19 protein-coding genes are annotated in these 24,911 nt (G+C 68.9%); 9 read left to right on the top strand and 10 right to left on the bottom strand.

The window, feature by feature from the left end; genetic code table 11:
* Position 1: 1 nt before the first annotated feature.
* Positions 2–727: an acyl-ACP--UDP-N- acetylglucosamine O-acyltransferase gene (locus ACPPVW_RS11485; protein WP_426623254.1), complete on the bottom strand. Its 726-nt coding sequence runs from the start codon at positions 725–727 to the stop codon at positions 2–4.
* Positions 728–812: 85 nt separating this feature from the next.
* Between ACPPVW_RS11485 and ACPPVW_RS11480 the strand changes: the two genes are divergently transcribed.
* Genes ACPPVW_RS11480 through ACPPVW_RS11460 form a run of 5 tightly spaced genes read left to right on the top strand, consistent with a single transcriptional unit; the run spans position 813 to position 5,589 of the window.
* The gene (locus tag ACPPVW_RS11480) at positions 813–1,913 is read left to right on the top strand and encodes a DegT/DnrJ/EryC1/StrS family aminotransferase (RefSeq protein WP_426623253.1); all 1,101 of its coding nucleotides are present in this window, start codon (positions 813–815) and stop codon (positions 1,911–1,913) included.
* The gene (locus ACPPVW_RS11475) at positions 1,910–2,875 is read left to right on the top strand and encodes a Gfo/Idh/MocA family protein (protein WP_426623252.1); all 966 of its coding nucleotides are present in this window, start codon (positions 1,910–1,912) and stop codon (positions 2,873–2,875) included. The genes ACPPVW_RS11480 and ACPPVW_RS11475 overlap by 4 nt, the downstream gene beginning before the upstream one ends.
* 2 nt (positions 2,876–2,877) lie before the next feature.
* Complete coding sequence (locus ACPPVW_RS11470; RefSeq protein WP_426623251.1) at positions 2,878–3,351, top strand: GtrA family protein; 474 nt, start codon at positions 2,878–2,880, stop codon at positions 3,349–3,351.
* A gap of 2 nt (positions 3,352–3,353) precedes the next feature.
* A complete protein-coding gene (locus ACPPVW_RS11465) occupies positions 3,354–4,316 on the top strand; it encodes a glycosyltransferase family 2 protein (protein WP_426623250.1) in 963 nt (320 codons plus the stop codon).
* A 55-nt stretch (positions 4,317–4,371) separates the two neighbouring features.
* The gene (locus ACPPVW_RS11460; protein ID WP_426623249.1) at positions 4,372–5,589 is read left to right on the top strand and encodes a hypothetical protein; all 1,218 of its coding nucleotides are present in this window, start codon (positions 4,372–4,374) and stop codon (positions 5,587–5,589) included.
* 15 nt (positions 5,590–5,604) lie between these two features.
* On the opposite strand, the gene ACPPVW_RS11455 is transcribed toward ACPPVW_RS11460, so the two are convergent.
* Positions 5,605–6,585: a glycosyltransferase gene (locus ACPPVW_RS11455; protein ID WP_426623248.1), complete on the bottom strand. Its 981-nt coding sequence runs from the start codon at positions 6,583–6,585 to the stop codon at positions 5,605–5,607.
* Complete coding sequence (locus tag ACPPVW_RS11450) at positions 6,585–7,751, bottom strand: glycosyltransferase family 2 protein (RefSeq protein ID WP_426623247.1); 1,167 nt, start codon at positions 7,749–7,751, stop codon at positions 6,585–6,587. Before ACPPVW_RS11450 ends, ACPPVW_RS11455 begins: the two co-directional genes overlap by 1 nt.
* A gap of 118 nt (positions 7,752–7,869) precedes the next feature.
* Between ACPPVW_RS11450 and ACPPVW_RS11445 the strand changes: the two genes are divergently transcribed.
* Positions 7,870–8,079 (top strand): hypothetical protein, encoded by a 210-nt coding sequence (locus ACPPVW_RS11445; protein WP_426623246.1) that lies wholly within the window; start codon positions 7,870–7,872, stop codon positions 8,077–8,079.
* Positions 8,080–8,109: 30 nt separating this feature from the next.
* Here ACPPVW_RS11445 and ACPPVW_RS11440 read toward each other — a convergent pair whose 3' ends face one another.
* The 4 genes from ACPPVW_RS11440 to ACPPVW_RS11425 form a co-directional block, all read right to left on the bottom strand.
* Positions 8,110–9,735 carry a DUF2142 domain-containing protein gene (locus ACPPVW_RS11440; RefSeq protein ID WP_426623245.1) on the bottom strand — a complete coding sequence of 542 codons (1,626 nt, stop codon included), beginning with the start codon at positions 9,733–9,735 and terminating at the stop codon, positions 8,110–8,112.
* Positions 9,736–9,762: 27 nt separating this feature from the next.
* Entirely contained in the window at positions 9,763–12,198 is a 2,436-nt protein-coding gene (locus tag ACPPVW_RS11435; RefSeq protein ID WP_426623244.1) for a hypothetical protein, read from the bottom strand.
* A 149-nt stretch (positions 12,199–12,347) separates the two neighbouring features.
* Positions 12,348–14,837 carry a glycosyltransferase gene (locus ACPPVW_RS11430; RefSeq protein ID WP_426623243.1) on the bottom strand — a complete coding sequence of 830 codons (2,490 nt, stop codon included), beginning with the start codon at positions 14,835–14,837 and terminating at the stop codon, positions 12,348–12,350.
* Between the two features lie 438 nt (positions 14,838–15,275).
* Positions 15,276–17,102, bottom strand: a complete 1,827-nt coding sequence (locus ACPPVW_RS11425; protein WP_426623242.1) for a glycosyltransferase — start codon at positions 17,100–17,102, stop codon at positions 15,276–15,278.
* Between the two features lie 35 nt (positions 17,103–17,137).
* Here ACPPVW_RS11425 and ACPPVW_RS11420 point away from each other — a divergent pair, with 35 nt between their 5' ends.
* Positions 17,138–18,538: a glycosyltransferase gene (locus ACPPVW_RS11420; RefSeq protein ID WP_426623241.1), complete on the top strand. Its 1,401-nt coding sequence runs from the start codon at positions 17,138–17,140 to the stop codon at positions 18,536–18,538.
* 27 nt (positions 18,539–18,565) lie between these two features.
* Here ACPPVW_RS11420 and ACPPVW_RS11415 read toward each other — a convergent pair whose 3' ends face one another.
* A complete protein-coding gene (locus ACPPVW_RS11415; protein ID WP_426623240.1) occupies positions 18,566–20,473 on the bottom strand; it encodes a glycosyltransferase in 1,908 nt (635 codons plus the stop codon).
* A 180-nt stretch (positions 20,474–20,653) separates the two neighbouring features.
* On the opposite strand from ACPPVW_RS11415, the gene ACPPVW_RS11410 reads away from it, so the two are divergent.
* A complete protein-coding gene (locus ACPPVW_RS11410) occupies positions 20,654–21,580 on the top strand; it encodes an ABC transporter permease (protein WP_426623239.1) in 927 nt (308 codons plus the stop codon).
* A gap of 54 nt (positions 21,581–21,634) precedes the next feature.
* Positions 21,635–22,837, top strand: coding sequence for an ABC transporter ATP-binding protein (locus ACPPVW_RS11405; protein WP_426626290.1), 1,203 nt, complete (start codon positions 21,635–21,637; stop codon positions 22,835–22,837).
* 76 nt (positions 22,838–22,913) lie between these two features.
* Here ACPPVW_RS11405 and ACPPVW_RS11400 read toward each other — a convergent pair whose 3' ends face one another.
* Positions 22,914–23,843 carry an NAD-dependent epimerase/dehydratase family protein gene (locus ACPPVW_RS11400; protein WP_426626289.1) on the bottom strand — a complete coding sequence of 310 codons (930 nt, stop codon included), beginning with the start codon at positions 23,841–23,843 and terminating at the stop codon, positions 22,914–22,916.
* Positions 23,844–23,847: 4 nt separating this feature from the next.
* On the bottom strand, positions 23,848–24,846 hold the full coding sequence (locus ACPPVW_RS11395) for a glycosyltransferase domain-containing protein (RefSeq protein ID WP_426623238.1): 999 nt from the start codon (positions 24,844–24,846) through the stop codon (positions 23,848–23,850).
* Positions 24,847–24,911 lie beyond the last annotated feature (65 nt).

Genomic DNA, 24,911 nt, shown 5'->3' with positions numbered 1-24,911 from the left:
CTCAGCCGGCCGTGGCCTCCCGCCATTCGGCGACGGTCTCGGCGAGCTCGCCCAGCGCGAGCGCGTCGAGGCCGCGCGCATCAAAAGTGCCCGTGACGACTCCCGGCTCGTAGGCCGCGCGGAGGAGGTCGATCGCGTCGGCGCCGATCCCGGCGCGACCCATGCCGACGATGTTCACGCCCTGGACGCGAGCGGGGTTGCCGAAGGCCTTCGACCACGGAGGCAGGTCGCGGGTGACGACAGAGCCCATCCCCACCATCGCGCCGCGGCCGATGTAGCGCCGCTGGTGCACGGAGGCGCCGAGCCCCAGGTTGGCGCCGTCGCCGATGCGCACGTGGCCGGCGAGCAGCACGCTCGAGGCGAGCGTGACGCCGTCGCCCAGTCGGCAGTCGTGGGCGACATACACCTGGTTCATGATGAACGCGTCGTCGCCGATGCGCGTTCGATCGTGCCAGCCCTGATGGATCTGCGAGTACTCGCGGAAGACGTTCCGGCTCCCGATCGTGATCCCGTTGCCGCTCGAGCGCTCCCTCGCATCCGTCGGATGCTGCCAGGATCGCACCTCCGGGGGCGCCCCGATGACGACACCCGTCCCGATCCAGTTGGCGTCGCCGAGGTCGACGGGACCGGTGATGACGGCGAACGGACCGATGGTGTTGCCCTCCCCCATCCGCACGTCACCGTCGATGACGGCGGTGGGATGGATGGAGTTGCCGCGCTCGCTCACCGCTCGGATCCTCCGCCCACGCAGACACGGTAAGGTGGCAGCGCATACTTTTCCCGCATCCACGAACTATAACCACGAAGGCTCCATGATCCCCATCACGACGGTCACGTTCGGTCCAGACGAGGAGCGCGAGGTCCTCGAAGTCCTGCGCTCCGGATCCATCGCTCAAGGCCCGAAGGTGGCGCGGCTCGAAGACGAGTTCGCCCGCATGCATGCCGTTCCACACGCGATCGCAGTGAACAACGGCACCACCGCGCTGGTGGCGGCCCTGCAGGCGCTCGACCTGCAGCCGGGCGATGAGGTCGTCACCTCCCCGTTCACGTTCGTGGCGACGCTGAACGCGATCCTCGAGGCCGGCGCCACTGCGACCTTCGCCGACATCCGCTTCGACGACTTCAACCTTGATCCCGTGTCGCTGAAGGAGGCCGTCGGCCCGTCGACCAAGGTGCTCCTTCCTGTGCACCTCTACGGCCAGATGGCCGACATGGCGCCGATCGCCGAGCTCGCAGCCGAGCGCGGGCTGAAGATCCTGGAAGACGCGGCGCAGTCGCACGGCGCGACCTACGACGGCCGCTTCGCGGGCAGCTACGGCCTAGGCACCTTCTCGCTCTACGCGACCAAGAACCTGACTACCGGCGAGGGCGGTCTCATCACCACGAACGACGACGAGCTCGCCGACAAGCTGCGGGTGATGCGCAACCAGGGCATGCGAGCCCGTTACGCGTACGAGATGGCCGGCCACAATTACCGTCTCACCGACCTGCAGGCCGCCCTCGGCCTCCCGCAGCTGCAGCGCTACGCCTCGATCGTCGCGACGCGCAAGCACAACGCCGCGCGTCTCATCGAGGGCCTGGAGGGCGTTCCCGGCGTCGTGGCTCCTCGCGAGCTGCCCGGCCGTTCGCACGTCTGGCACCAGTTCACCATCCGCGTCACCGACGAGGCGCGCGTCGACCGCGACACATTCGTGGAGCAGCTCGCCGCGGAGGGCGTCGGCGCCGGCATCTACTACCCGCGCCTGCTGTGGGACTACGAGGCCTACCGGGATCACCCGCGCGTGCTCCGCAGGGAGGCCCCGGTCGCCGAGCAGGTCGCCCGCCAGGTCGTCTCGCTCCCGGTCCACAACGCGCTCACCGACGATGACCTCGCCACCATCGTCGCCGCTGTACGCAAGGTGGCCGGCGCATGAGCGTCGCCCGGATCGCACTGGTCGGCGCCGGCACGATGGGGAGCCATCACGCCCGCGTGATCGCGCAGTCGCCGCGGTCGCAGCTCGCCGTGCTGGTCGACCCCCGGGAGTCCGTCGGCACCGCGGTCGCCGAGCGCTTCGGCGCCACCTGGCTTCCCGAGCTCTCCGACCTCTCCGACATCGACGGCGTCGTCGTCGCGGCCGCGACGGAGGCGCACTACGATCTCGCGATGCAGGTGCTGTCGCAGAACACCCCGCTGCTGGTCGAGAAGCCCGTCGCCGACAGCCTGTTCCGAACCGAGGAGATCCTGGCGCTGGCCGACGAGCGCGACCTGCCGTTCATGTGCGGGCTGCTCGAGCGCTACAACCCGGCGATCATGACCGCGCGGGAGCTCATCGAGGAGCCGGTGCACGTCACCGCCACCCGCCACTCCCCTTACGCCCCGCGCATCCGCACCGGTGTCGCCTGGGACCTCCTGGTGCACGACGTCGACCTCGCGATCGGCATCATCGGCACCGCGCCCGACAATGTCGAGTCGCGGCTCGGCCACTTCCACCCCGACTCGCTCGCCGATGCGGAAGATGTCGCCGAGACGCTGCTCGACTTCCCGGGCGGCGCCATCGCGCATGTGTCGGCGAGCCGGGTGGGCCAGCGCAAGATCCGCCAGCTCTCGATCTACGAGCGCGAGCGCCTGATCGAAGTCGACCTGCTCCGCCGCGATGTGACGGTCTACCACCACGTCTCGGAGAACTCGGTCGACGATGGGCGCGGTTACCGTCAGCAGACGGTCATCGAGATCCCCGAGCTGGTGACCTCGGTCGAGCCGCTGACCACCCAGTTCGGCCGGTTCCTCGATGTGATCGACGGCACGGTCGACGCGGCGGCCGAGCGCGCCACGATCCTCGCGCCGCACCGCGTCATCGACCAGGTCATCGCGCGCCGGCCCGTGCCGCAGGCATGAGCGTGCCCGCCGCCGCTGAGGAGCCGACGGACCAGCACAGGCGCGTCAGCCCTGTGCGGGTGTTCTTCGACCACTCCGTCGTTCGCTACCTGATCGCCGGCGGCCTGGCGTTCATCGTCGACTTCACGCTCCTGTGGCTGTTGCACGAGGTGTTCGGATGGGTCACCTGGCTGGCAGCCGCCGTCGCGTTCCTGGTCAGCTTCGTCTTCACTTACACGATCCAGCGCGTCCTCGGCTTCAGCTCACAGGTGCCTCACGGCCCCGCGCTGATCAAGTACACTCTTCTGGTCGTCGTGAACACCGTGGCGACATCCCTCATCGTCGCCCTGGTCGATCAGTCGCCGCTCAGCTGGGCGGGCGGCAAGATCATCGCGACCGCGGTGACGACGGTGTGGAACTACTTCGCCTACCGCTACTGGGTCTTTGCCGGGCCCCGACGATCGAGCACGGCCGCCGAGGCCGCCCGAGAGGACTGAGGATGTACAACGGCGCACGGATCGCCGCAGTGGTGCCCGCCTACAAAGAAGAGAAGATGATCGCCACGGTCATCGACACGATGCCGGAGTTCGTCGACCACATCGTGATCGTCGACGACCACAGCCCGGACGACACGAGCGGCGTCGTCAAAGCGAACGCGGACCCGCGGGTCACTCTCATCCGCCACGAGGTCAACCAGGGTGTCGGCGGCGCCATCATCACGGGCCACCGCGCCGCGATGGAGCTGGGCTCCGACGTCAACGTCATCATGGCGGGCGACGCGCAGATGGATCCGGCTTACCTGCCCTCGCTCCTCGACCACGTCACCACCGAGGGTTACGGCTTCGCCAAGGCCAACCGCTTCTTCGCGCCGGAGTCGTTCAGCGGGATGCCGCGCTACCGCATCTTCGGCAACATCATGCTGTCGTTCCTGACCAAGCTGGCGTCCGGGTACTGGCACCTCTTCGACCCGCAGAACGGCTACACCGCCGTACGGACCGAAGTGCTCCAGCGGGTCCCCCTCGACAATGTGGCCCGTCGCTACTCGTTCGAGAACGACCTGCTGATCCACCTCAACATCCTCCAGGTGCCAGCCGTTGACGTCCCGATCCCCGCCGTCTACGGCGAGGAGGTGTCGAGCATCCGTCTCGGCCGGGTCGTCCCCGAACTGCTCAGCCTCCTCACCCGCGGCTTCTGGCGACGCATCTGGTATCGCTACGTGCTGTGGTCGTTCTCGCCGATCGCACTGCTCCTAGTGCTCGGTATCGGGCTCTTCCTCTTCGGCCTCGCCGTCGCCATCTGGGTGTGTTTCCAGATCGCCGCGTCGGTCGTGGCGACCGCCGCGACGGTGATGCTCGCGGCCCTCCCGCTGATGATCGGCACGCAGCTGCTGATATCCGCTTTGCAGCTCGACATCCAGGCGAGCCCGTCGCAGCCGACCTACACGCCTTTCACCAAAAAATAGACCGACAGGTACCGGGTCTGTAAGCTCTCCCACGTTGGACTCGTGGAGGGGTCAGATGAAGAAGGCACTGCTGCCAGCCGTCATCGTCGGCGCGTTGGCCCTCGGATCGATCGTCGCGACCGCCGCGCCGGCGGACGCCGCCAGCACCATCGCCGTGAGCGCGACCTACCAGCTGAACACCAATCAGGGGCCGCAGCAGCGTCCACTGGATCCCGCCAGCCAGACGGATGTGACCTCCGGGAACACCCTGCTGACGCTCTCGATCACGAACAACGACACCGAGACGTACACTCTCGACTCGATGACCCCGACGACGCCGGCGAACCAGTGCACGGGAACGATCGCTCCCGGCGCGACCCTGAACTGCTTCGTGTCTCCCACCTTCGGCTCCGGCGCAGGCGTGCTCGACCTGACGCTCGCGGGTTCCTTCCCCACAGCCGGTCCGGACACCACGGTGGTGTCCTTCCCCTACTTCGGCGTCGACTACGCCTTCACCACCAACGACTTCGCCGTGCAGGCTCCCCCACCCGCGACGGGCTGGCTGACCACCATCCCCGACCCGCAGCTGCTCAGCTACCCGGGCCTGTTCCGGCCGCTGGTCCGTCTCTCGCTGAGTTGGAACGGGAACACGCCCGTGACGATCACCCGGGCGACCGCGGCGCTCGTCCCCTTCAGCGACCAGTGCTTCGGCGCCCTGCCCAAGGTCGTGAATCCGGGCGACCCGATCATGTCGTGCACGTTCGAGATCGGGCAGGGAAGCAATGCCTGGGGCTTCCAGTACACGGGTGCCATGGGTGAGCAGCAGGCCTATGCCGGATCCCTGAGCTACATGGCCCCGTTCGCACCGTGCCAGTCGGACAAGCCGAGCTATGCCGGCGGTGAGACGATCACCGTCACCTGCTCGGGCATGGCTGCCGGGGTGAGCGCCCAGATGCGGGTGTGGGACGTCGGAGTGACGCCTCCGCAGACGATCGCGGCAGACGGCAGCGTCACCTTCACGTTCACGCTCCCGACGATCACGTCGACCTTCGCTTCGGGCTCGCTGCTGTTCCGCGAAGGAGGCGACCCGACTGTCGAGTGGGCGGGACAGACCTACTTCACGATCGTTCCGGGAGTGGCGACCACCGCTACCGCAGGGGGATCGGGCTCGACCGGAGCGGCCGAGCTCGCGGACAGCGGCTCGGACGTCTCCGGGCCCGCCCTCGCCGCGATGCTCGCCCTGATGCTGGGAGGAGCGCTCCTCACGATCCGCCGTCGCCGCATCGCCCGCTGAGGTGGCGGGATACGTTCAGGCCGGCTGCACCAGATCCCGAATGATGTCGGCGCGTCCACGGCTCGCATAGCGCCCGTAGTCGCCAGAGAGGGCCAGGCGCACGACCGGGACGAGCCGTAGTGGCCGGTTGGCCGGCAACTTCGCGCGACGTGACTCGAAGGCCGCCTTCGCGCGCGCCGCTGCGAGATACTGCGGGGGAACCCGCGTTCCGAGTGCGGCGAGGCGGTCGGCGAGGATACGGAAACGAGTCGCCAGGTCGAGATTGCGGTCGCCTCGCGGTTCCAGCACCCGCGACAGCTTGCGCGAGAGGGTGGGCGCGGCGACGCCGATCTCGTTCGCGCCGTGCTGCCGGTAGTCGATGGTGGCCTCCCGCACGACGGCGACCCCGCCGACGGCAGCCGCGATGACGGCGAGCCACTCGTCGTGGACCCACTCGTGCGGAAACGGCTGCGCGACATCCAGCAGGGATCGCCGGAAGACGACGGTCGCGCCGGTGGCGAGGTTGCGCCGCAGGAACGCGTGGAATGCCCGCCCGGACTCCTCGTCGGCGAACTCGTGGTCGCCGACCTCGAGCGACTCGAAGAGCGTCCGGCCGAGTGCCGCGCCGTCGGCATCGACGAGACGGGCATCGGTGTGCAGCAGGAGCAGGGACTCGTCGGTGTCGAATCGTGCGGTCAGCATGGCGATCCTGCCCGGATGCCAACGGTCGTCCTGGTCGCTGAGGGCGACGAGCGGCCGGGAGGTCGCCCCGATCGCCCGCTCGAAATTCGCCGTCACACCCGTTGTGCCGGCCGACCCCAGAACGGTCGGGATGACGTCGTGCCGCGCGGACGCGGCGAGCGCGACCTCCACGGTGCCGTCGGTCGAGCCGTCGTCGGCGATCACCAGCTCGGCTGGAGGCGGCACCTGACCGAGTATGCTCTCGACCTGCTCGTCGACGTAGCGTGCCCCGTTGTAGGTGGCCAGAGCGACGCTCAGCCCTGCCGGCTCCGGCATCAGCGCTTGAGACCCACCGACAGGACGCCGAGGAACATTCCGGCCATGATCGTCTGGGCGCCGAGGATCATCAGCAGCGCCGCCGGGATCGCGGCGCGCAGCGTCATCGAGGCGTCCGTCGCCCCGAAGCCCGATCCCGCCCAGAGCGCGAACTGCACGGCGGCGATGCCCAGCCCGATGAGGAACAGGAACAGACCGGCCTCGGCGCTGGACTCGAGGCTGATGCGCCGCTCCAGCCGGTCGAAATTGCGACTTCGTGGGATTCGGAACCCCTCGTGCTGTGCGTAGATCTTGGTGAGGATCGCGAACAGCACCGCCTGGTAGCCGACGGCGGCGAGGGCGGCGAGATAGACCTGGCTGGAGACGTCGAGTCCGATCTCGCCGATCATCACCGGCCCGATGCTGAGGAGGAACGTACCGAGGACGCCGATGACGAACGCGATGGCGCCCGGCACGAGGAAGAGCCAGCACGGGCTGTAGATGAGGAGGAACCGCAGGTGCCGCCAACCGTCGCGCCAGCTCCACAGGTGCGGCGGCCGAGACCGGCCGTCCTTCTGGAGTGTGGTGGGGACCTCGCTCATGCGGCGGCCCTCCAGCGACGCCTCGACGACCATCTCGCTCGCGAACTCCATGCCGCTGGTCTGGAAGTTGAGCCGCATGATCGCGTCCCGGTCGAAGCCGCGCAGGCCGCCGTGGAAGTCGCGGATCGACGAGCGGAAGAACAGCCGCCCGATGTTCGAGAGCACCGGGTTGCCGAGGTAGCGGTGCAGCGGCGGCATCGCGCCCGGTGCGATCCCGCCGCGGAAGCGGTTGCCCATCACCAGTTCGTCGCCCGCGCGCAGCCGCTCCAGGAATGCGTCGAGGTCGGAGAAATCGTAGCTGTCGTCGGCGTCGCCCATGATGACGTAGGTTCCCCTGGCCGCGGCGATCCCGCCGATGAGTGCCGAGCCGTAGCCCTTCTGGGAGACGTTGACGACGCGCGCACCGTGCTCCTCCGCGATGGACTGCGAGCCGTGGGGGCTCCCGTTGGCTGCGACGATGATCTCGCCGGACACGCCGCTGCGGGCGAGGTAGGACTGGGCTTTGTCAATGCAGACGGCGAGCGTCTCTGCTTCGTTGAGGCAGGGCATCACGATCGACAGCTCGAGGGTGTCCAGGCTGTGCATGTGTTCGGGACTCTCTGGGAGGCGGATAGACACTTGGAATCCTACGTGGTAAAGCGGTTCGGACCTGGAAGGCTGTGGGAGACGCAGTAGTGAGTGTCGTGAAGAGGACGACCCGCCGGTGACCGCAGCGATCGACGTCGTCGTCCTCGTCTACGGGAACGGGCGCCTCGCCAGCTCCTACCTGGACTCTCGCCGCCCAGACCGTGCCGCACCGCGTGATCGTGGTGAACGACGGCAGCCCGGACGACAGCGCCGCCCGGGCTGCGCGACGCTCAGCCGGCGGCCCGCCGAAGAGGCGACGACGACCGCTCGGTCGGGGCCGGCCTGACGTGCGCCTCCGCCGCACTCCGGCCCGTGCTCACCGGGCGGTCAGCGCGTCGGTCGCGAGCGGCTTGGCGCGGAACGTCTCGTCGTCGTCCCCTGCCGTCCGCTCGCTCGTCACGGCCGTGCCTCGCCCGTCGCTCTGCCCCTCGACCGTCGCGGCATCGCGCGCGCGTCCCGCGAGCGTGGCGGCGCGCCAGCCGAGGCCGACGACGGCCAGGCCGACGACGAGCGCGATCAACCAGATGAGGGCGCCGCCGGGCGGCAGCCAGCCGGGGTGGCGCAGGAAGGTGATCCACTCCACGTCCGCGCCGAGCGAGTAGCGCTTGATGGTGAACGCCAGGGCCAGCAGCTGAGCGCTGGCGACGACCACGGCGACCGTCCAGACCGAGCGTCGCAGGAAGCCGGAGGCGAGCACGGCGCCGTCGAACTTCTCGGCGAGCACGAGGCCGCCGACGATCACGACGCAGGCGTAGGCGACCAGCGCGTAACGGCCCTGCCAGATGTAGCCGGAGTGCATGACCGACCCTGCCTGCGTCACGGCGGGGACGAGTACGAGCGCGGCCGCGGAGACGACGAACGCGGCGAGCAGGCGACCGCGTGCGAGCACGAGGGCCACGAGCACGACGCCACCGGCGATGGCCCCCCAGACCGCGACCACATAGCCGGGCGGGAACGTGTCGAGCCACCCGAAGACGCCGACGAACCCGGGGTCGATCGAGCGGTTGAGCACCATGGTGACGAAGGCGTAGTACCACGGCGTCGTGCCCGCGCCGGGATAGGTGCCCATGGCGTTGAGCGTGTTGGTGGCCAGGATCCACGCGAGGGCGAATCCGGTGGTCACGACGATCCCCGCGAGCGCCACCCACGTGCTCGGCCGCCGCAGCAGCTCGGGCAGCCGGCCCGGCCTCGCTCCGACCAGTGCGATGACGCCGATGATCCCGACCCAGAGCGGAGAGAGACCGCGCATGTTCGCCAGGATCGCCGCGCTGATCACCGTCAGGGTCAGCAGCAGACCGCGCCCCTCCGATCCGGTGCCGCGCACGAGGGCGAGCAGCACCGAGAGCAATGCGATACCGGAGGCGATCTCCAAACCGTTGGGGTTCACGGAGGCGTTGAGGAACAGCACCATCGGCGTGGCGACGGCGAATGTCACGATTCCCGCGAAGAAGGGGATGCCGAGCCGCCGGAGCGCGACGAACCCCAGCGCCAGGAAGGCGGAGCAGAGGATCGCGCTCACGGTGCGCATACCGAACACCGCCGCCTTGGCGTTGTCGGTCAGCAGGCTGGGCCAGCCGACGAGCGTGTAATACACCGGGTTGTAGAGACCGGCGGAGGTCTCAGCGGTCTGGTCCGGGCCGGTCGCGAACGTGCCCTGGCAGCTCGCGGGCCTGTTCTGCTGGAAGGCATAGCAGGGCCACTTACGGGCGTCGGCGAGATTGCCCGGCACGGTCACGCGCGTCGTCGCCGGCTGGTCGGTGGGGTCGCCGATGAACTGGCCACGGACCACTGACGCGGCCTTGATGATGTGGGACGGTTCGTCCGGGCTCGCCCCCAGCGGGGTCGAGATGGCCCAGGCGCCGGAGGCCACGGCGAGGCCGATGAAGGCCAGCAGGCCGGTCAGCCACGGGCGCGCACCGACAGAGGACAGGAAGCGGGACATACGGGACTTTCTGTTAGCGGTCGGCACTTAGCTTACGAGAATCGACCTGCATCCCAGCACAACGTTGCCCCCTGGCCCGGTGTTGATGGCGTAGACGCACACGCTGTGGGTGCCTGGAGTGGTCGCGATGGTCTGGTCGAACCCGTGGGAAGGCCCGTAGACCGGGTACACGGCTCCGACGTCCGTCCGCTGCGTGTCCGCCTGGTACGGGGCACCGGCGGCGTCGACGTAGACGTGCACCGCGATCGGTGCGACCGTGTCGGGATCGATCGCCCAGCCGGTCGTCCGGATGCCGCCGGCGACGGCCTGCACCGAGTCGAGGCTGCCGATCGGGGGGCGGCCCTGGTCGGCGATCACCGTCGGCACGACGAGGTTCTTGCAGCCGAGCTGGATGTTCCCGCCCGCGCCGTTGTTGATCGCATAGACGCACACGGTGCGGTTGCCGGCGGCCGCCTTCAGCTTCGCAGAGAAGCCGTGCCACGATCCGTAGGCCGGGTAGACGCGTGCGACGTCGGCGCGCGTGCCGTCCGCGGTGAGGGCGGTTCCCGCGTCGTCGATGTAGACGTGCACCTGGATGGAGGCCACCGTGTCGGGGTCCAACGCCCACCCGGACACGTTCACGGTCCCGTCGGACGCCACCGAGATGCTCTCGAGGTTGCCGATGGGCGTACGACCCTGCTCGGTCACCGCGCCCTGGACCACGACCTGCTTGCAGCCGAGGAGGGTGTTGCCTCCTGCACCCGTGTTGATGGCGTAGACGCACACGTCATGCGGTCCGATGGCCGCCGACGTGACGTGCGCGGCGAAGCCGTGGTCCGGGCCGTAGTCCGGGTACACGCGAGCGACGTCCGCCCGGTAGCTGGAGGCGGTGAAGGCCGTGCCCGCGGTGTCGACATAGACGTGCACCTGGATCGGGGAGGCCGTGTCCGGGTCGAGCGCCCAGCCGCTGGCGCTGATCGTCGAGCCCTGCGTCGTGATCGACTCGAGCGCGCCGACGGGAGGTCTGCCCTGTTCGGGGATCGCCCCGGAGCGCACCACGTCCTGGCAGCCGAAGGAGACGTTGGCGCCCGCTCCTGTGTTGATCCCGAACACGCAGATGGTGTGCGGACCCGCGGTGAGAACCGGTGTGTTCAGCTGGTATCCGTGCGCCCCGCCGTAGGCCGGGTAGAGGCCTGCGATGTCGGCACGGACCTTGTCGGCCGTGTAGGCGACGCCCACGCCGTCGACGTACAGGTGCACCGTGATCGGCGCGGTGACATCGGGGTCGATCGCCCAACCGGCGACGGTCGCCGTGCCGTCCGCGTTCTGGGTCGCGGCCTCCATCGCCCCGATCGGAGACCCGCCGTAGAGGGTGACGGTCTGGCAGCCGAGGACCGTGTTGCCTCCGCGGCCCACGTTGATCGCGTACACACAGACCTGCTGGGGCCCGGTCTGGGTGACGGGCACGGTCGCAGTGAAGCCGTGCTGGTCGCCGAGACCCGGGTAAGCCGCGGCGACGTCGGCACGGCTCAGATCGGCCTGCATCGGCGTGCCGACGGCGCCCACGTAGACGTGGACCGTGATCGGCGACGAGGAGTCGGGGTCGAGTGCCCAGCCGGACACCTGCACCTTGCCGGGCGAGCCCGTGATCTGTTCGACATTGCCGAACGGGTTGCCTCCGCCGACCGGGTCGCCGAACCACTGGTTGTAATAGACCCAGAAGTTGCGGTTTCCGTAGCTCGAGCAGGGGCCTCCGCTGCCGTAGAGATTGGCGAGAGCGGCCGCGTCCGGCTGGTACGGCGTGTAGTAGTACAGCGCCGCCGTCGCCTTGTTCTTGATCGTGATGACCGGGGCGGCGCAATCCGGCGGCGGTGTGGTGCTGTACCGGACGGCCGACGGTGAGCCGACCGGGAACCAGGTGAAGTAGTTGGAGGTGCCGGGCGGGTTGCCGTACCGCACGAACTGGTGCGCCGCGCTGTAGACCTGGTTGAACAGCCCGTAATACGTGGTGTCGCAGGCGGACGTGTCCGGACAGGCGTAACCCATGGCTTTGTTGATCTGTCCGGTGGTCGGCGACGAGGTGGTGACCAGCCCCTGCTCCTTCTGGAGCGTGACCAGGATGACCTTCGCGCTGATGCTGCAGGCCTGCTGCACCTTGAAGACGATTGCGGCGGCGGACTCGGCTCCGCCTCCCGAGTACGCCTGGCACATCGCATCGGCGGGCTTGCTGGAGGACGGGAACTGCCCAGCCGACAGGCACAGGCTGTTCCCGCAGGCCGCCTTCGCCGAGAGGAAGGACTGGATGTCGGCCTGGGTCATCGCCGCGGAGTCGTAGAAGTTGGCGTCGGAGATGATCTCTGCGGGATCGAACTGCGAGCCGTCGAGCGCGTTCGCGGGTCCGGCGAGACTCAAGCCCCCGACGAGCGCCGCGGAGACGGCGAGAAGAAAGGCGACCGCGCATGCCACGATGCGTGTGGGAGGCATTCCGGTTCTCCTCACCCGGTGAGCTGAATGGCCCCAGTGAGACCCGCAGGATGGAACGTTTCTCCCACCATATTGCCCCATCAGGGAATACATGTGTTTTGCGCGGGGCCCTGCGCCGGAAAGGTCACCCCCGCTTCAGGTGACACCACTCAGGGTTGTCCGGCCTGCTTGCGTCGCGCCGCTCGCGCGCGGAAGCGCTCCACCACGGCGGACACGCCCCCCTCGCGCAAGTAGTACACGGCGCGATCGAAATCGCGGCGCAGACCGGTGCGCGGCGTGATCGTGACCTTCCGCACGGTGGAGCCCGACGTCTTCGACGGCTCGCGGTCCGCCGCGACCACCGGGTTCCTGCAGAACTCGACGAGCGGTGCCAGGGTGCGGCTCCAGCGGTACCCCTCCCGCACGCGCGCGACGTTCGCCCTGGCGCTCTCGCGCGACTCCCCGTCGAAGAGCACGCGCTCGAGCGCATCCGCGAGTGCGTCGACGTCCCGCTCCGGGACGGAGGCGCCGAGCCCCTCGGCGGCGACGAGGTCGCCGAACGAGTCGCCCTCGGTGGTCACTATCGGCAGGCCGGCCCACAGGTAGTCCAGGATCCGGGTTCGGAACGAGAACGTCGTCTCGACATGCTGGAAGTGGGTGGACACGCCCAGGTCGGCGTCGAGCAGGTAGTCCTGGCGCTCCTCGTACGGGACCCAGCTCTCGTTGAAGAAAACGGCTCGGCCGAGCAGCCCGAGCTCGGCGGCCAGGGCGCGGGACCGGCCGACGGCCTCCATCTCGGGGACGTCCGGGTTGGGGTGCTTTACGCCCAGGAAGAACAGCCGGAGATCGGGGTGGCGCTCGCTGAGCTGCGCGACCGCACGGATGAGGGTCTCCGGATCGAACCAGTTGTAGAGTCCGCCGCCCCAGACGATGACGGTGTCGTCGGCGCCGATGCCGGGGACCGCACCGCGGATCGCGTGCCGCGACTGCACAGGGTCGGTGCCGGAGATGCCGAACGGCGCGATGGCGATCAGCGAGTCGAGCTCGGAGTCCCGCGAGTAGGTGTACGCGTTGATCCGGCCGAGGGCGGCGAGCTGACCGAGCCAGAAGTGCCGCTGCCTGTCGCTCGCGCAGAGGAAGAAGTCCCCCCGCTCGAGCTGCTGGTTCAGCGTGCGCGTGGCGTCGTCGATCTGGTTGTTCCACTGGCCGAGCGACTTGCCGCGGCCCTGCTCGAGCTGTTCGAGGTGCATCGGGTCGTACACGTCGACCACAAGGATCTTGTTCGACTTCGTCAGAGCGGGGAACAGTGCGAGGGCATTGCCCTGGAAGACGATGACGTCGGCCCACTTCTCGTGCGGCGCCATCGTCGAGGGACGGTGGTGGGAGACGGTGGCGAGCTCGAACGGCGCGTCCAGCTCCTCCACGGAGGTCATCGACACCAAGCGAACGTCGTTCTCGGCGGCGAGCGCCTCCGCGATGTGCCAAGCGCGGATCGCCGGGCCGGCCATCCGCCTGCCGATCGGGTCGCCGGTGATGACGAGCACGCGCCGGCGGTCGGTGTTCCCCAGAACGTCCATGCTGCCGACGATCTTGGCATAGCCATCGAGGTAGGAGTCGATCGGATATGCCGGTTCGTCGAGCTTTCCGAAGAGCGACAGCAGTGCACGGTCACTGCGCACGCGCGAGGCCTGGATGGCGTTGCGCTTGTCGGTCATCTGCGGCAGCAGCTCGACGAACCGGTCGATCGCGAAGACGCCGGCCATCGTCGACTTGGGCACCTCGAGCGCCGGCTGATCGTCGCCGCCCGGGTTGCGCAGATCGAGAACGGTCGAGTCGAGGCCGCCGCGCCCGACGGACCGGCGAACCGCCAGCAGCACCGCCGCAGCGAGCGTGTCGTCGAGGAGCTCGTCGCCGAGGTTCTTGTAGAGCGTGAAGAGCGCGTTGCGCTCCAGCAGGTACTCCTCGCGGAAGTTCCCGAACTCCTTCATCGACGCGTGGTGCTTGTGGAACGCCAGCGACGCCGGCTGGAATCGGAACCGGTAGCCCAGGAGGTTGAGGCGCCACCCCAGATCCACGTCGTCGTAGAACATGAAGTAGTCGTCGTCGAACCCGCCGAGAGCGTCGAAGACATCGGCCCGGATGAACATCGCGGCGCCCGTGCCGAAGAGCACGTCCTTCTCGACATCCCAGGAGCCGCGGTCCTTCTCCCCCGCGTGCGGCTTGTAGCCCATTCCGTACCAGGTGACGGCGCCGTCGACGAAGTCGACCTCCTCGCCCTCCCAGTCGAGCACCTTGCTGGCCACGGCGCCGATGTCACGGCCTGTCGCGAAGGTGTCCATCGCCGCGCGGATCCAGCTCGCGTCCGGGCGGGCGTCGTTGTTGAGGAAAGCGATGAACTCGCCGGACGCCGAGGCCACGCCGAGGTTGCAGCCGCCGGTGAACCCGAGATTGGCGCCCGAGTCGATCAGGACGACGTCGTCGCCGAGCGCACGCAGCTTCTCGAGACTCCCGTCGCCCGACCCGTTCTCGACGACCACGATCTCCAGCCGGTCCGCCGGCCAGTCCAGGGCGCGGAGACCCGCGACGCTCTCGATGGTGTCGTCCGCTCCGCGGAAGTTCACCAGCACGACCGACACGACACCCGGGCGGCGCTTCTTCATCCGGTCTCGTTCCTCTCATCCGACGACGCGCCCGACTGTAGGCCGTGGCGCAGCCGCCCGAGAGTCTAGCGGCCGGCGCGACGCGGAACCTGGGGTGTGTCTTGTAGTGGCTGGGTCCAGGCGACATTTCGGAGACGGGCTGTCTCCAGCGGCGGCGCGCGCTACTGCGAGCAATACCGGAGGCCGCGGCCCACACGCCTGCGAATCTCCGCCGGAACCGTCCCAACACCGACGTGCCCCCACAAGGTTCCGGAGTAATGGACACTCCGCGCGCCGTGCAGGCAACTCCGGAGGTCACAGACGACACACCGCACGAGAGCCCGTTCGTCCGGATTCTCGTAACGAAGCCCGCCAAGACTCCGGAGAAACCGAGCCGGGCACGCCCCCACCCGGACCCCGGAACTATCAGACACACGTTGGGGCCCCGGCGGGCCGGGGTCAGACCGGGACTCGCGCGATGCTGAGGAGGGTCCCGAGCAGTTCACGGGAGGCGAGCGCCGCCGCGCGCTCGGCCGAGCGACGGCCGTTCGCCGCCAGCTCCTCGCGGTTCGTCTCGTCGCCGAGCAGATCGTCGAGGGCGCGGGCGACCGCTTCGTCCGAGCCCCGGTCGATGAGGAGGGCGTTGTAGCCGTCGAGGACTTCCCAGGTCGTGCGCGGGTTCGCGGTGCCGATGTAGGCGCCGCCAAGGGCCATCAGCGTGAGCGGGACGGCGCTGTGCGTGTACTCCTCGAACGAGAGCACGACGGCCGGTCGCAGTGCGGCGATCCGAGCCGGATCGGTCACGACGTCATCGTGCCCCAGGTGCTGGAGCCGGGCGTCGCGTGCATACACGAGCGTGTCGAGCCGCGCGCGCTGACCGGCGTCGAGGCCCACGGTGACGACGAGCGGGACGGGCGGGGCGTCCTGCGTGTCGAGCTCAGGAAGAGTCAGAGCAGGCACGACGCGGTGCCGCACCTCCCATGCCGTCTCGGCGCGGAGCTGGTCGGCGGTCCACCGGTTGGGGGCGATGTAGTCGAACTCCGGACGGTAGCCCGCGACGATGGACATCTGGAGGTCGGGATCGGCTGGGTACGCGCCGCTCTCGACGCCCGGCAGCAGGTACACCGGCTTGCCACCGCCCAGTGTCGCCAGCCACACGGTCTCCGCCGCTCCCCAATCCGCGCAGACGACCAGCGACGGGTCGGCGGAGAGCCGCGCGACGAGCTCCTCGTCGGTACCGGTGGCCGACTGCTCGTGCAGGCGGGTCTCGACGCCCGACGCGCTCAGCGCCTCCACCTGCTCGCGCACGTAGCGGTGCCAGGCGAGCGGCGCCGCCGGGCTCAGCACGACGTCGACGCGTAGCGGCTCCTCGACCGCGCGCTCGAGGAAGAGCCCGCGCCACCGAGCCCAGAAGTGCCGCATGGACGCGAGCTCGCGCGCACCCTGGCTGTAGCCCCGGGAGGCCGACTCGTGATGGATCAGCAGCGACTGCGGCTCGTACCAGCAGCGGATCCCGGCGCTCCACGCCTGCAGGCCGTAGTCGACGTCCTCGAATCCCAGCCAGTACGACTCGTCGAGTCCCCCGAGTCTCTCGTACGCCTCGCGACGCACGTACACGCAGGCGCCGGAGATCGAGCGGTTGTACCCGGGCACGTTGGCGAGCGGCCGGGTCGCCGGGCTGCCCACGTAGAGGTGACCGAACCACTGCGGCGCGAGAACCCGCGCGTAGTAGGTCCCGCCGTACTGGATGCGGCCGTCCGGGTACACCAGCTTCGGGCTGACCAGTCCCACCGCAGGGTCCCGCTCGTACGCCGCGAACTGCAGGGCGTCGAGCCAGCCCGGCTGCGCCACGATGTCGGAGTTCAGCAGGACGATGTCGTGCTTCGCCTCGGCCATCCCCACGTTCACCGATACGGCGAAGCCCTGGCGGTACTCCTTGAACACCACGCGCACGCGCTCCGACTCGAGCTCGCGCAGCCGGTCGCTGTTCTCCGGCTCGCAGTAGTCGTCGACGACGATCATCTCGTAGTCGAAGTCGGCGGCCGTGGCCGCCACGCTCGCGAGGCATTCCGTGAGCAACGGGACGTCGTTGTAGCTCGGGATGACGATGCTCACCGGGCGGCGGTTGGCGGCCGTCCAGGCGTGGACGGCCGGATCGACGCGCAGGCCGTGCGTATTAGTCTGGAACGAGCGTTTCGCCAGAGGCTGCCGGAGCCGGTCCGTGACACCGGCCGGCATCCGGGAGGCGATCGATCGTGCGGCAGAGCTGATCGTGGTGCGAATCATGACATCCAAGCGCTGAGTGAGAGAGTCGGTTATCCATGGTACAGACAGCCCCCTCCCGAGCCGGCGAGCCGCGCCTCCTCGTCGTGGCAGGCGACGTCGTCGGGCGCCGGATGGCAGGACCCGGGATGCGTGCGCTGGCCGTCGCGCGGTCCCTCGCCCCGCACATGTCCGTCACGCTTGCGCTCGGCGTCTCCGGCAGCGACGCGGTGGAGGTCGCCGCGCCGGGCGTCACCGTGACCGCCTACTCCTCGCGACAGGAGCTCGAGCTGCTGGTCGCGGCCTCCGACGTCGTCTTCTGCCAGTTCATCGACACGAACGTCGCGCGCATCGCCGTGGAGCGCAACGTCCGCCTCATCTTCGACCTCTACAACGCGCTTCCGGTCGAGACCGTCGGCGCCGAGGTGATCAGCGGGTTCCGCAACGCCGAGGGCAAGGACCGCGAGTACCGCGAACTGCTCAAGTACTTCCGGTTCTGCGCCCAGGCGGGTTCGTACTTCGTCGCCTCCAACGAGCGACAGCGCGACTACTGGCTGGGCTACATCATGGCCTCGGGCGGGCTGCTCCCGAGCTCGCTCGACGCCCGCCCGCTCGATCGGATCATCGGGATCGTGCCGTTCGGCAGCGAAGAGCACGAGCCTGTTCAGTCCCGGCACGGGCTCCGCGGCACGCACGGCATCGGCGACGACGACATCGTCGTCCTGTGGGCGGGCGGCATCTGGGACTGGTTCGACGCCGAGACGCCGATCCGCGCAGTCGCCGCGTTGGCCCAGGAGGACCCGCGCTACAAGCTCGTCTTCTACGGGACGGTGCACCCCAACGCGACGATCGGCCGTCCGCCGGCCGTCGAGCGCGCGCAGGCCGTCGCGGCCGAGCTCGGTGTGCTGGGGACGTCGGTCGTCTTCCTCGACGAGTGGGTGCCCGCTGACGAGCGCGCCGACTACCTGCTGGACGCCGACCTGGCGATCTCCGCTCACAAGGACTCGCTCGAGACGCACTACTCGTTCCGCACGCGCATCCTGGATCACTTCTGGGCGACCCTGCCGAGCGTCGTCTCGCGCGGCGACTGGTTCGCCGACTACATCGAACGCGCCGGGCTCGGCATCACCACGCCGATCGGCGACGTGCAGGCGACGGCGGACGCGATCCGCTCGATCGCGGACGACCCGGACCATGCGGCTGCGATCCGTGAGCGGATCGCAGCGATCCGCGACGACTGGCGGTGGTCGGCGACCACCGCCCCTCTGCGCGACCTGATCCTGGGCCCGCTCCGCGAGTCGCCGGAGCCGGCACTGCTCTCGGAGGTGGCTGCGGACACCCTGCCGACGGCCGCGCCGGTGCCCTCCGGCTGGCGTGCCCGCGTCCGCCGCACGAGGGCGTGGGCCGTCGGCGCGAAGCTGAAGCGCCGCGTGCTCAGCGTGGTCCGCCCGATGAGATAGACACGTCGCGATCGGCCCGCCGGCGTCTCACTCGATGACGCGGTAGTAGTCGGCGAGTTCGTCGGTGACCACGGTCCAGGTGTACCGCTGCGCCGTCTTCAGACCCTCCTCGCTCAGCCGGCGCTGCAGGTCGGGATCTCCCATCAGCCTGCGGATGGCTGCCGCGAGCGCCTTCCGATCGTTCTGCGGGACGATCAGGCAGTTGACCTCGTCTTCGCAGAAGTCGCGGTTTCCGTGCGTGTCGGTGGTGATGACGGGGCAGCCGGCCGCCATCGCCTCCAGCGCGGGCAGCCCGAAGCCCTCGTGCAGCGAGGTCAGCACGAACGCCGTCGCCTCGTTGTAGAGCTCGTTCACCCTGCGGTGGGACGGTCGCACCTCGTACCGCACCCGCTCATCCACGAGGAGGTCGGGCTCGAAGCCGAACAATTGCAGGTGCGGCCGGTCGTCGCCGAGCGACTTCCAGGCGTCCGCGGTCATCGCGAAGTTCTTCTGGAAGAACGAGCGGCCGACCGCCAGCAGGGTGTCGTTCCTCCTCGCGACACGCTCCGACGGGAAGAACAGCCGCGAGTCGTAGCCGACGGGGATGAGCGTGGAGCCGAGCCCGATCTCCGCGAACTCCTCCGCCTGGTACGAGCCCGTCGTCAGCAGGTGGAACTCGCGGCGCGCGCTCGAGGCGACGGCCGCGCGGGAAAGCCGCTGAGTGGGATAGAACCAGGTCTCGAACTCCTGCGCGTAGCAGACCGGGATTCCGGTCACGACGCTGGCGAGCCAGACCACCTGCTGCGTCTCCCACCAGGTCGCGACCTTGATGGCGTCCTCGTCGCGCAACGCCATCAGGAGGTCGAAGTAGTTGCGGAACGTCAAGACGGGGATCGCGAGGTCGGTCCACTCGGGATGGTCCTGCAACGACCAGATCTCGACCTCGAAGCCGCGCACGGCGAGGCCTTCCGCCTCCTCGAAGACCACCCGGATGCCTCCGGAGATCGTGGTCGCGTTCAGCACGAAGATGATCCGGCGGCGTCCGTCTGCGTCGGTCACACGGCGACCCGTCAGCCACGCGCGATGCACGTCGGTCACCTCCGGCGTCGTGAGTGCGGGAACGGTCAGCCGGACCGGGCTGTAGCCGAGCGTGCGGATGTTCTGCTGCCAGGCCCGGGCGACGAACAGCGAGACGTCGCCGTCGAGCGTCTCGGAGAGCTCGGCGTCCGAGCTGCGCGCGAGCACGGCGTCCACGGCCCACGATCGGATGACCGTGCCGTGGGCGAGGGCCGTGAGCACATAGCGCGGGATCGCATCCTGGCCGAGATCGACGCGCGGGCCGCCGGTGGAGGCGAACTCCCCCGTGGCGCGGTCGTAGTCGAACCCGGGATGCACCACCCCGTCGACGGTGTAGGCGGGCGTGGCGATCCCGACCTCGTCTTCGTGGTCGTACTTCCACGCTGCGTGCTGCAGCCGGAGGACGTCCAGCACCGCGGGCGGCCCCGCATCCGCGTCGACCAGCACCAGGTCGCACTGGCGCCAGTGCTGCTGCACCCAGCGGAGGATGTCACGCAGCCGGGTGCTGCCGTCCGCCCGGAGGAAGCCGCACGTCGTGTAGACGATCGGATCGATGTCGGCCAGGACCGGCGCCGCCTCCGCGGGAACGAGGAAGTGTGCGGGCACGCGCCGACGCAGCTCGCGCACCCAGGCCACATGCTGCGTGGTCAGGGTGCCGTAGACGGCGACGACGGTCGGGACGTGCTTGCGGGCGGCCCACTGCTCGGCGGCCGAGACCGGCAGCTCGGTGCTCAGGCCGTTGGCATACCGGTAGGCCGGCGGCGGTGCGGCACGCTCGTACGGTTTCCTGCGGAGGCTGGCCGGGTCGATGCCGGCCCGCTCCAGACCGCGCTTGGCGATCTCCTTGGCGGCGCTCTTCGACTTCTGAATCAGACCCACGTGCAACAATTCCCAATCTATCCCCGCGCGCCCGTCCCGAGGCGCACCCGGGCATAGTACCGAGCCCGGATCGGCGACGGCTCGCCGATCTCGCAATTGCAATGGTTACAATGACGTTCGTTAAAACGACAGACGCACCTTGAGATCCGAGCGTCTCTACGAAAGACGGTCACACATCCGATGAGCAACAGTGCAGCAGAGATCCGAGCGCACTCCATCGAAGAGACCCCCTTCCAGACGGTCAGTCAGAAGCAGGGGTTCTTCCGTGGGAGCGGGCGCTCGATCGCCGACGTCTGGGCGCACCGCGAGCTCCTCGGGCTCCTGGTCAAGCGCGAGCTGAAGGCCCGATACAAGGACAGCTCGCTCGGTCTGGTCTGGAGCCTCGCCCGCCCCCTGATCCAGTTGCTGATCTACTACTTCGCGATCGGTCAGGTGCTCGGCGCCGCGCGCAACACCCCGGACTTCGCGATCTTCGTCTTCACCGGCTTGACGATCTGGGGACTTTTCTCAGAAATCGTCTCGGGGGCCACCGGCTCCATCCTCGGAAACGGCGGGCTCGTCAAGAAGGTCTATCTGCCACGCGAGATCTTCCCGCTCAGCACGGTCGGCGGTGCGCTCTTCAACTTCCTCGTGCAGATGGTCGTGCTCATCATCGCGATCGTCGTCATCGCGCACTTCCCGTGGGGCCCGAACCTGCTGCTCGCCCCGCTCTCTGTCGTCATGCTCGTGGTCTTCGCCACTGCCGTCGGGCTCGTGCTCTCCGCGGTCAACGTCTATCTGCGCGACACCCAGCACTTCGTCGAGATCGCGCTCCTCGTCCTCTTCTGGGCGTCGCCGATCGTCTACCCGTTCACCTTCGTGCACCAGCAGTTGCACGGCAACTGGCTCGAGCAGCTCTACCTGGCCAACCCCGTCACCATCGCCGTCATCGGCATGCAGAAGGCGCTGTGGGCGGGCGGCCTGGAGGGCACGGGCGCCACCCAGCAGGCCTGGCCCGACCAGCTCGGACTGCGCCTGGTGATCATGCTCGGCGTCAGCCTCGTCCTCCTCTGGCTCTCGCAGCGCGCGTTCGCGAGACTCCAGGGCAACTTCGCGCAGGAGATCTGACCCGTGACCGACATCCCCCTCATCAAAGTCGAGGACGTCTCCAAGCGCTTCGTCATGCACAAAGAGAAGTCGCTCAAGGAGCGACTCCTCAACTTCTCGGCGTCACGCAAGCACCGCGACGACTTCTGGGCGCTCCGCGACATCTCGCTCGACATCGACACCGGCTCGACCGTCGGCCTGGTCGGCCACAACGGCTCGGGCAAGAGCACGCTCCTCAAGGTGATCGGCGGCATCATCGAGCCGACGACGGGCTCCGTCTCGCGGCGCGGCCGCATGGCTGCCCTCCTGGAACTCGGGGCCGGCTTCCACCCCGACCTCACCGGCCGCGAGAACGTCTACCTCAATGCCGCCATCCTCGGTCTGACCCGCAAGCAGACCGACAAGTACTTCGACGCGATCGTCGACTTCTCGGGCATCGAGGACTTCATCGACACGCAGGTCAAGTTCTACAGCTCGGGCATGTACGTCCGGCTCGCGTTCGCCGTCGCCGTGCACGTGGACCCCGACCTCCTGCTCGTCGACGAGGTCCTCGCCGTCGGCGACGAGCCGTTCCAGCGCAAGTGCATGGACAAGATCGAGGAGTTCCAGCGCGAGGGACGCACCATCGTCCTCGTCAGCCACTCCGCCGAGCAGGTCGGCCGCCTCTGCGACCGCGTCGTCGTGCTCAACCACGGGCATCTCATCCACGACGGAAGCGCCACCGAGGGCTTGCGCGTGCTGCGCCAGGGCTTCGAGCAGGAGCGCCTCGACCACGACGCCGCCCACCCCGAAACCGTCTCGGCGAAGTCCGCGACCATCGACAGCATCGTCGCGCTCCCCCGCGTCGACGGCATTGTCGACACCACGCGCGAGCCCGAGGACAAGGCCCAGGCCATCCTCCTCGAGCCGGCGTCCGACATCGTGATCCGCTACCGGTACCGGCTCACCGCGCCGCAGGAGCCCCTCGCGGCCGGCATCGCCATCGAGACCGCGACCGGGCTCGGCGTCTACGGGCTCAACACCAAGATGCTGCAGACGACCATCCCCGTCGAGCCTGGCCTCCACGAGGTCGACTTCCTCATCGACCGCAACGCGCTCGGCGCCGGTCAGTACTCCGTCCGCGGCAGCCTCGAAGAGGTCGCCGGGACATCTCTCGACCGGATGACCCCGGCCTCCACGTTCGAGATCGCGCCGTACGAAATCGGGTCGGGCATCGTCCGGCTGGACGCCGCCGCGGCGGTCGTCGGAGCCGAGGTGCCCTCGGCTCTGGGAAGCTGACCGACGGAAGCGCGAAGCTGAGCCGCCGGAGCGCGAAGCTGAGCCGCCGAAGCGCGAAGCTGGCAGTCGGAGGCGCTCAGAGCGAGCGGATCCACTCCCACTGCCGACGCAGCCCCTCGTCGAGCGCGACCTTGGGCTGCCAGCCCAGGGCGTCGCGCGCCCGTGCGCTGTCGCCGCCGGTGCGGAAGACATCGCCGCGCACCGGATCGAGGCGCTGCACGTTCAGCTCCGCGCCGGTGACCGCCCCGATCGTCTCCAGAACCTGGTTCACCGAGACGCTGCTGCCTCCGGAGAGGTTCATGACGCGGGGCAGCGGAGCCGGTGCGTCGATGCCGGCCATCAGCGCGTCCACGATGTCGCCGACGTAGGTGAAGTCGCGGATCTGCTCCCCTGTGCCGTAGACCGTGATCGGCGCCCCGTCGCGCGCCGCGGTGAGAAAGCGCGTGAACGCCATGTCCGGACGCTGCCGGGGACCGTACACGGTGAAGAAGCGGAACGCCGTCGTCCAGACGCCGAAGCTCTCGGCGTAGAGGCCGGTCAGATGCTCTCCCGCCAGCTTGGTGACGCCATACGGGGAGAGCGGGCGCGGCAGCATGTCCTCGTGCGTCGGGTAGGTCTCTGCCTGCCCGTAGACGGACGACGACGATGCGTAGAGGAATCGCGTGCCCGGCGTGGTCTGCACGATCGTCTCGAGCACCCGCTGGGTCGCGTCGACGTTCGCGCGGGTGTACGCGACGAAGTCGTCGCCCCACGACTTGCGAACCCCCGGCTGGCCGGCGAGGTGCACCACGGCGTCGGCGCCGTCGAGGACGGGGGCGAGGGCGGCGGTGTTGAGGTCGGCCTCGACCACCGACAGCCCGGGTGCCGCCACAGCGGCGAGCGCCGCCCGCTTCAGCGCGGGATCGTAGTAGGCGGTGAGCGCGTCGACGACGACGACCTCGTCCCCGCGCTCCAGGAGGGCGGCGACGAGCGTGCTTCCGATGAAGCCGGCGCCACCGGTGACGATGACCCTAATCGTTGGTCCCCTTCGTCCGGATCCGCCGCGCGGATTCGCCGATCCAGCGGATCGGGGCGGACGCCTTCCACGATGTGCTGGTGAGCAGTCCCTGCAGTTGCCCGCGCCACTCGGCCTCGATTCGCGTCTGTTCGCGCGCAGCGGCGAGCCGCGTCTCGTGGAGTTCGCGGCGCGTCTCGTGGAGCTCGCGGCGCGTCTCCTCGAGTGCCTCGCGGTCTCCGGCCTGATCGGCGAGCCGGGCGGACAGCTCGGCGGTCTCACGCTTGAGCCGGGCCACCTCGGCCAGGAGCGGTCCCGCGTTGCGGCGGTTGTTCTTGCCCAGGTGGATCTTGCGGGCGACCTCGACCGGCCAGGAGTGCGTCTCGGAGTCGAAGTTGTCGTGCTCGACGCCGTTGACACGCAGACCGGAGAGGCCGAGAGTCACGTTAGCCGAGAGCTGGTCCCGGCGCGAGTAGCGCAGAACGTGGTCGAACCAGCGCTCCATCGCCGACTGGATCTCCGGAGAGATGCGGCGAGCGATGATGCCGTTCCAGTACGGGTGCTCCTGCAGGAGGTCCGGGTAGAGGTCGGAGTAGTGCAGCAGCTGCTCCTGCACGCGGGCGGCGTCGTCGTAGTTCAGCGCGACGACCTCGTCGAATTCGTCGATCACGCGGTCGCGATAGCTGTGCAGGGAGACGGCGTAGTCGTGCTCGGCCAGCCAGGTGTCCAGGATCTCGTCCGGCGTCTTCTTGAGCAGCACGGAGTTGTCGATGTACAGGGTCTCCGCGTAGTCCGTGATCGCCTCGTGGCCCCGGATCTTGAACTCGCGCTGGCTGCGCACGAGGTCGAGCGGGAACATCGGGTCGACGTGGACGATGGTCCAGGTCTCGCTCGTCAGCGAGCGGTCGTCGGTGAGGCAGATGAACGGGATGTCCGTCTGCTCGGCGAGGGGCTGTTCGAGCAAGTCCTCGTATCCCCCCAGGAGAGCCGTGTACACAGCACGACTTCCGGTCATTGGTGGTGCTCCTTCGGGTAGGCAATCCCAAAGACGATAGCATCTGCGTCACTGTAAGGTTGACT

Source organism: Leifsonia sp. McL0607 (genome assembly GCF_049993355.1).
In the GTDB taxonomy this organism is placed as follows: Bacteria; Actinomycetota; Actinomycetes; order Actinomycetales; family Microbacteriaceae; genus Leifsonia.
The sequence above is the reverse complement of the archived record's forward strand: the minus strand, read 5'-3'. Positions and strand labels throughout refer to the sequence as shown.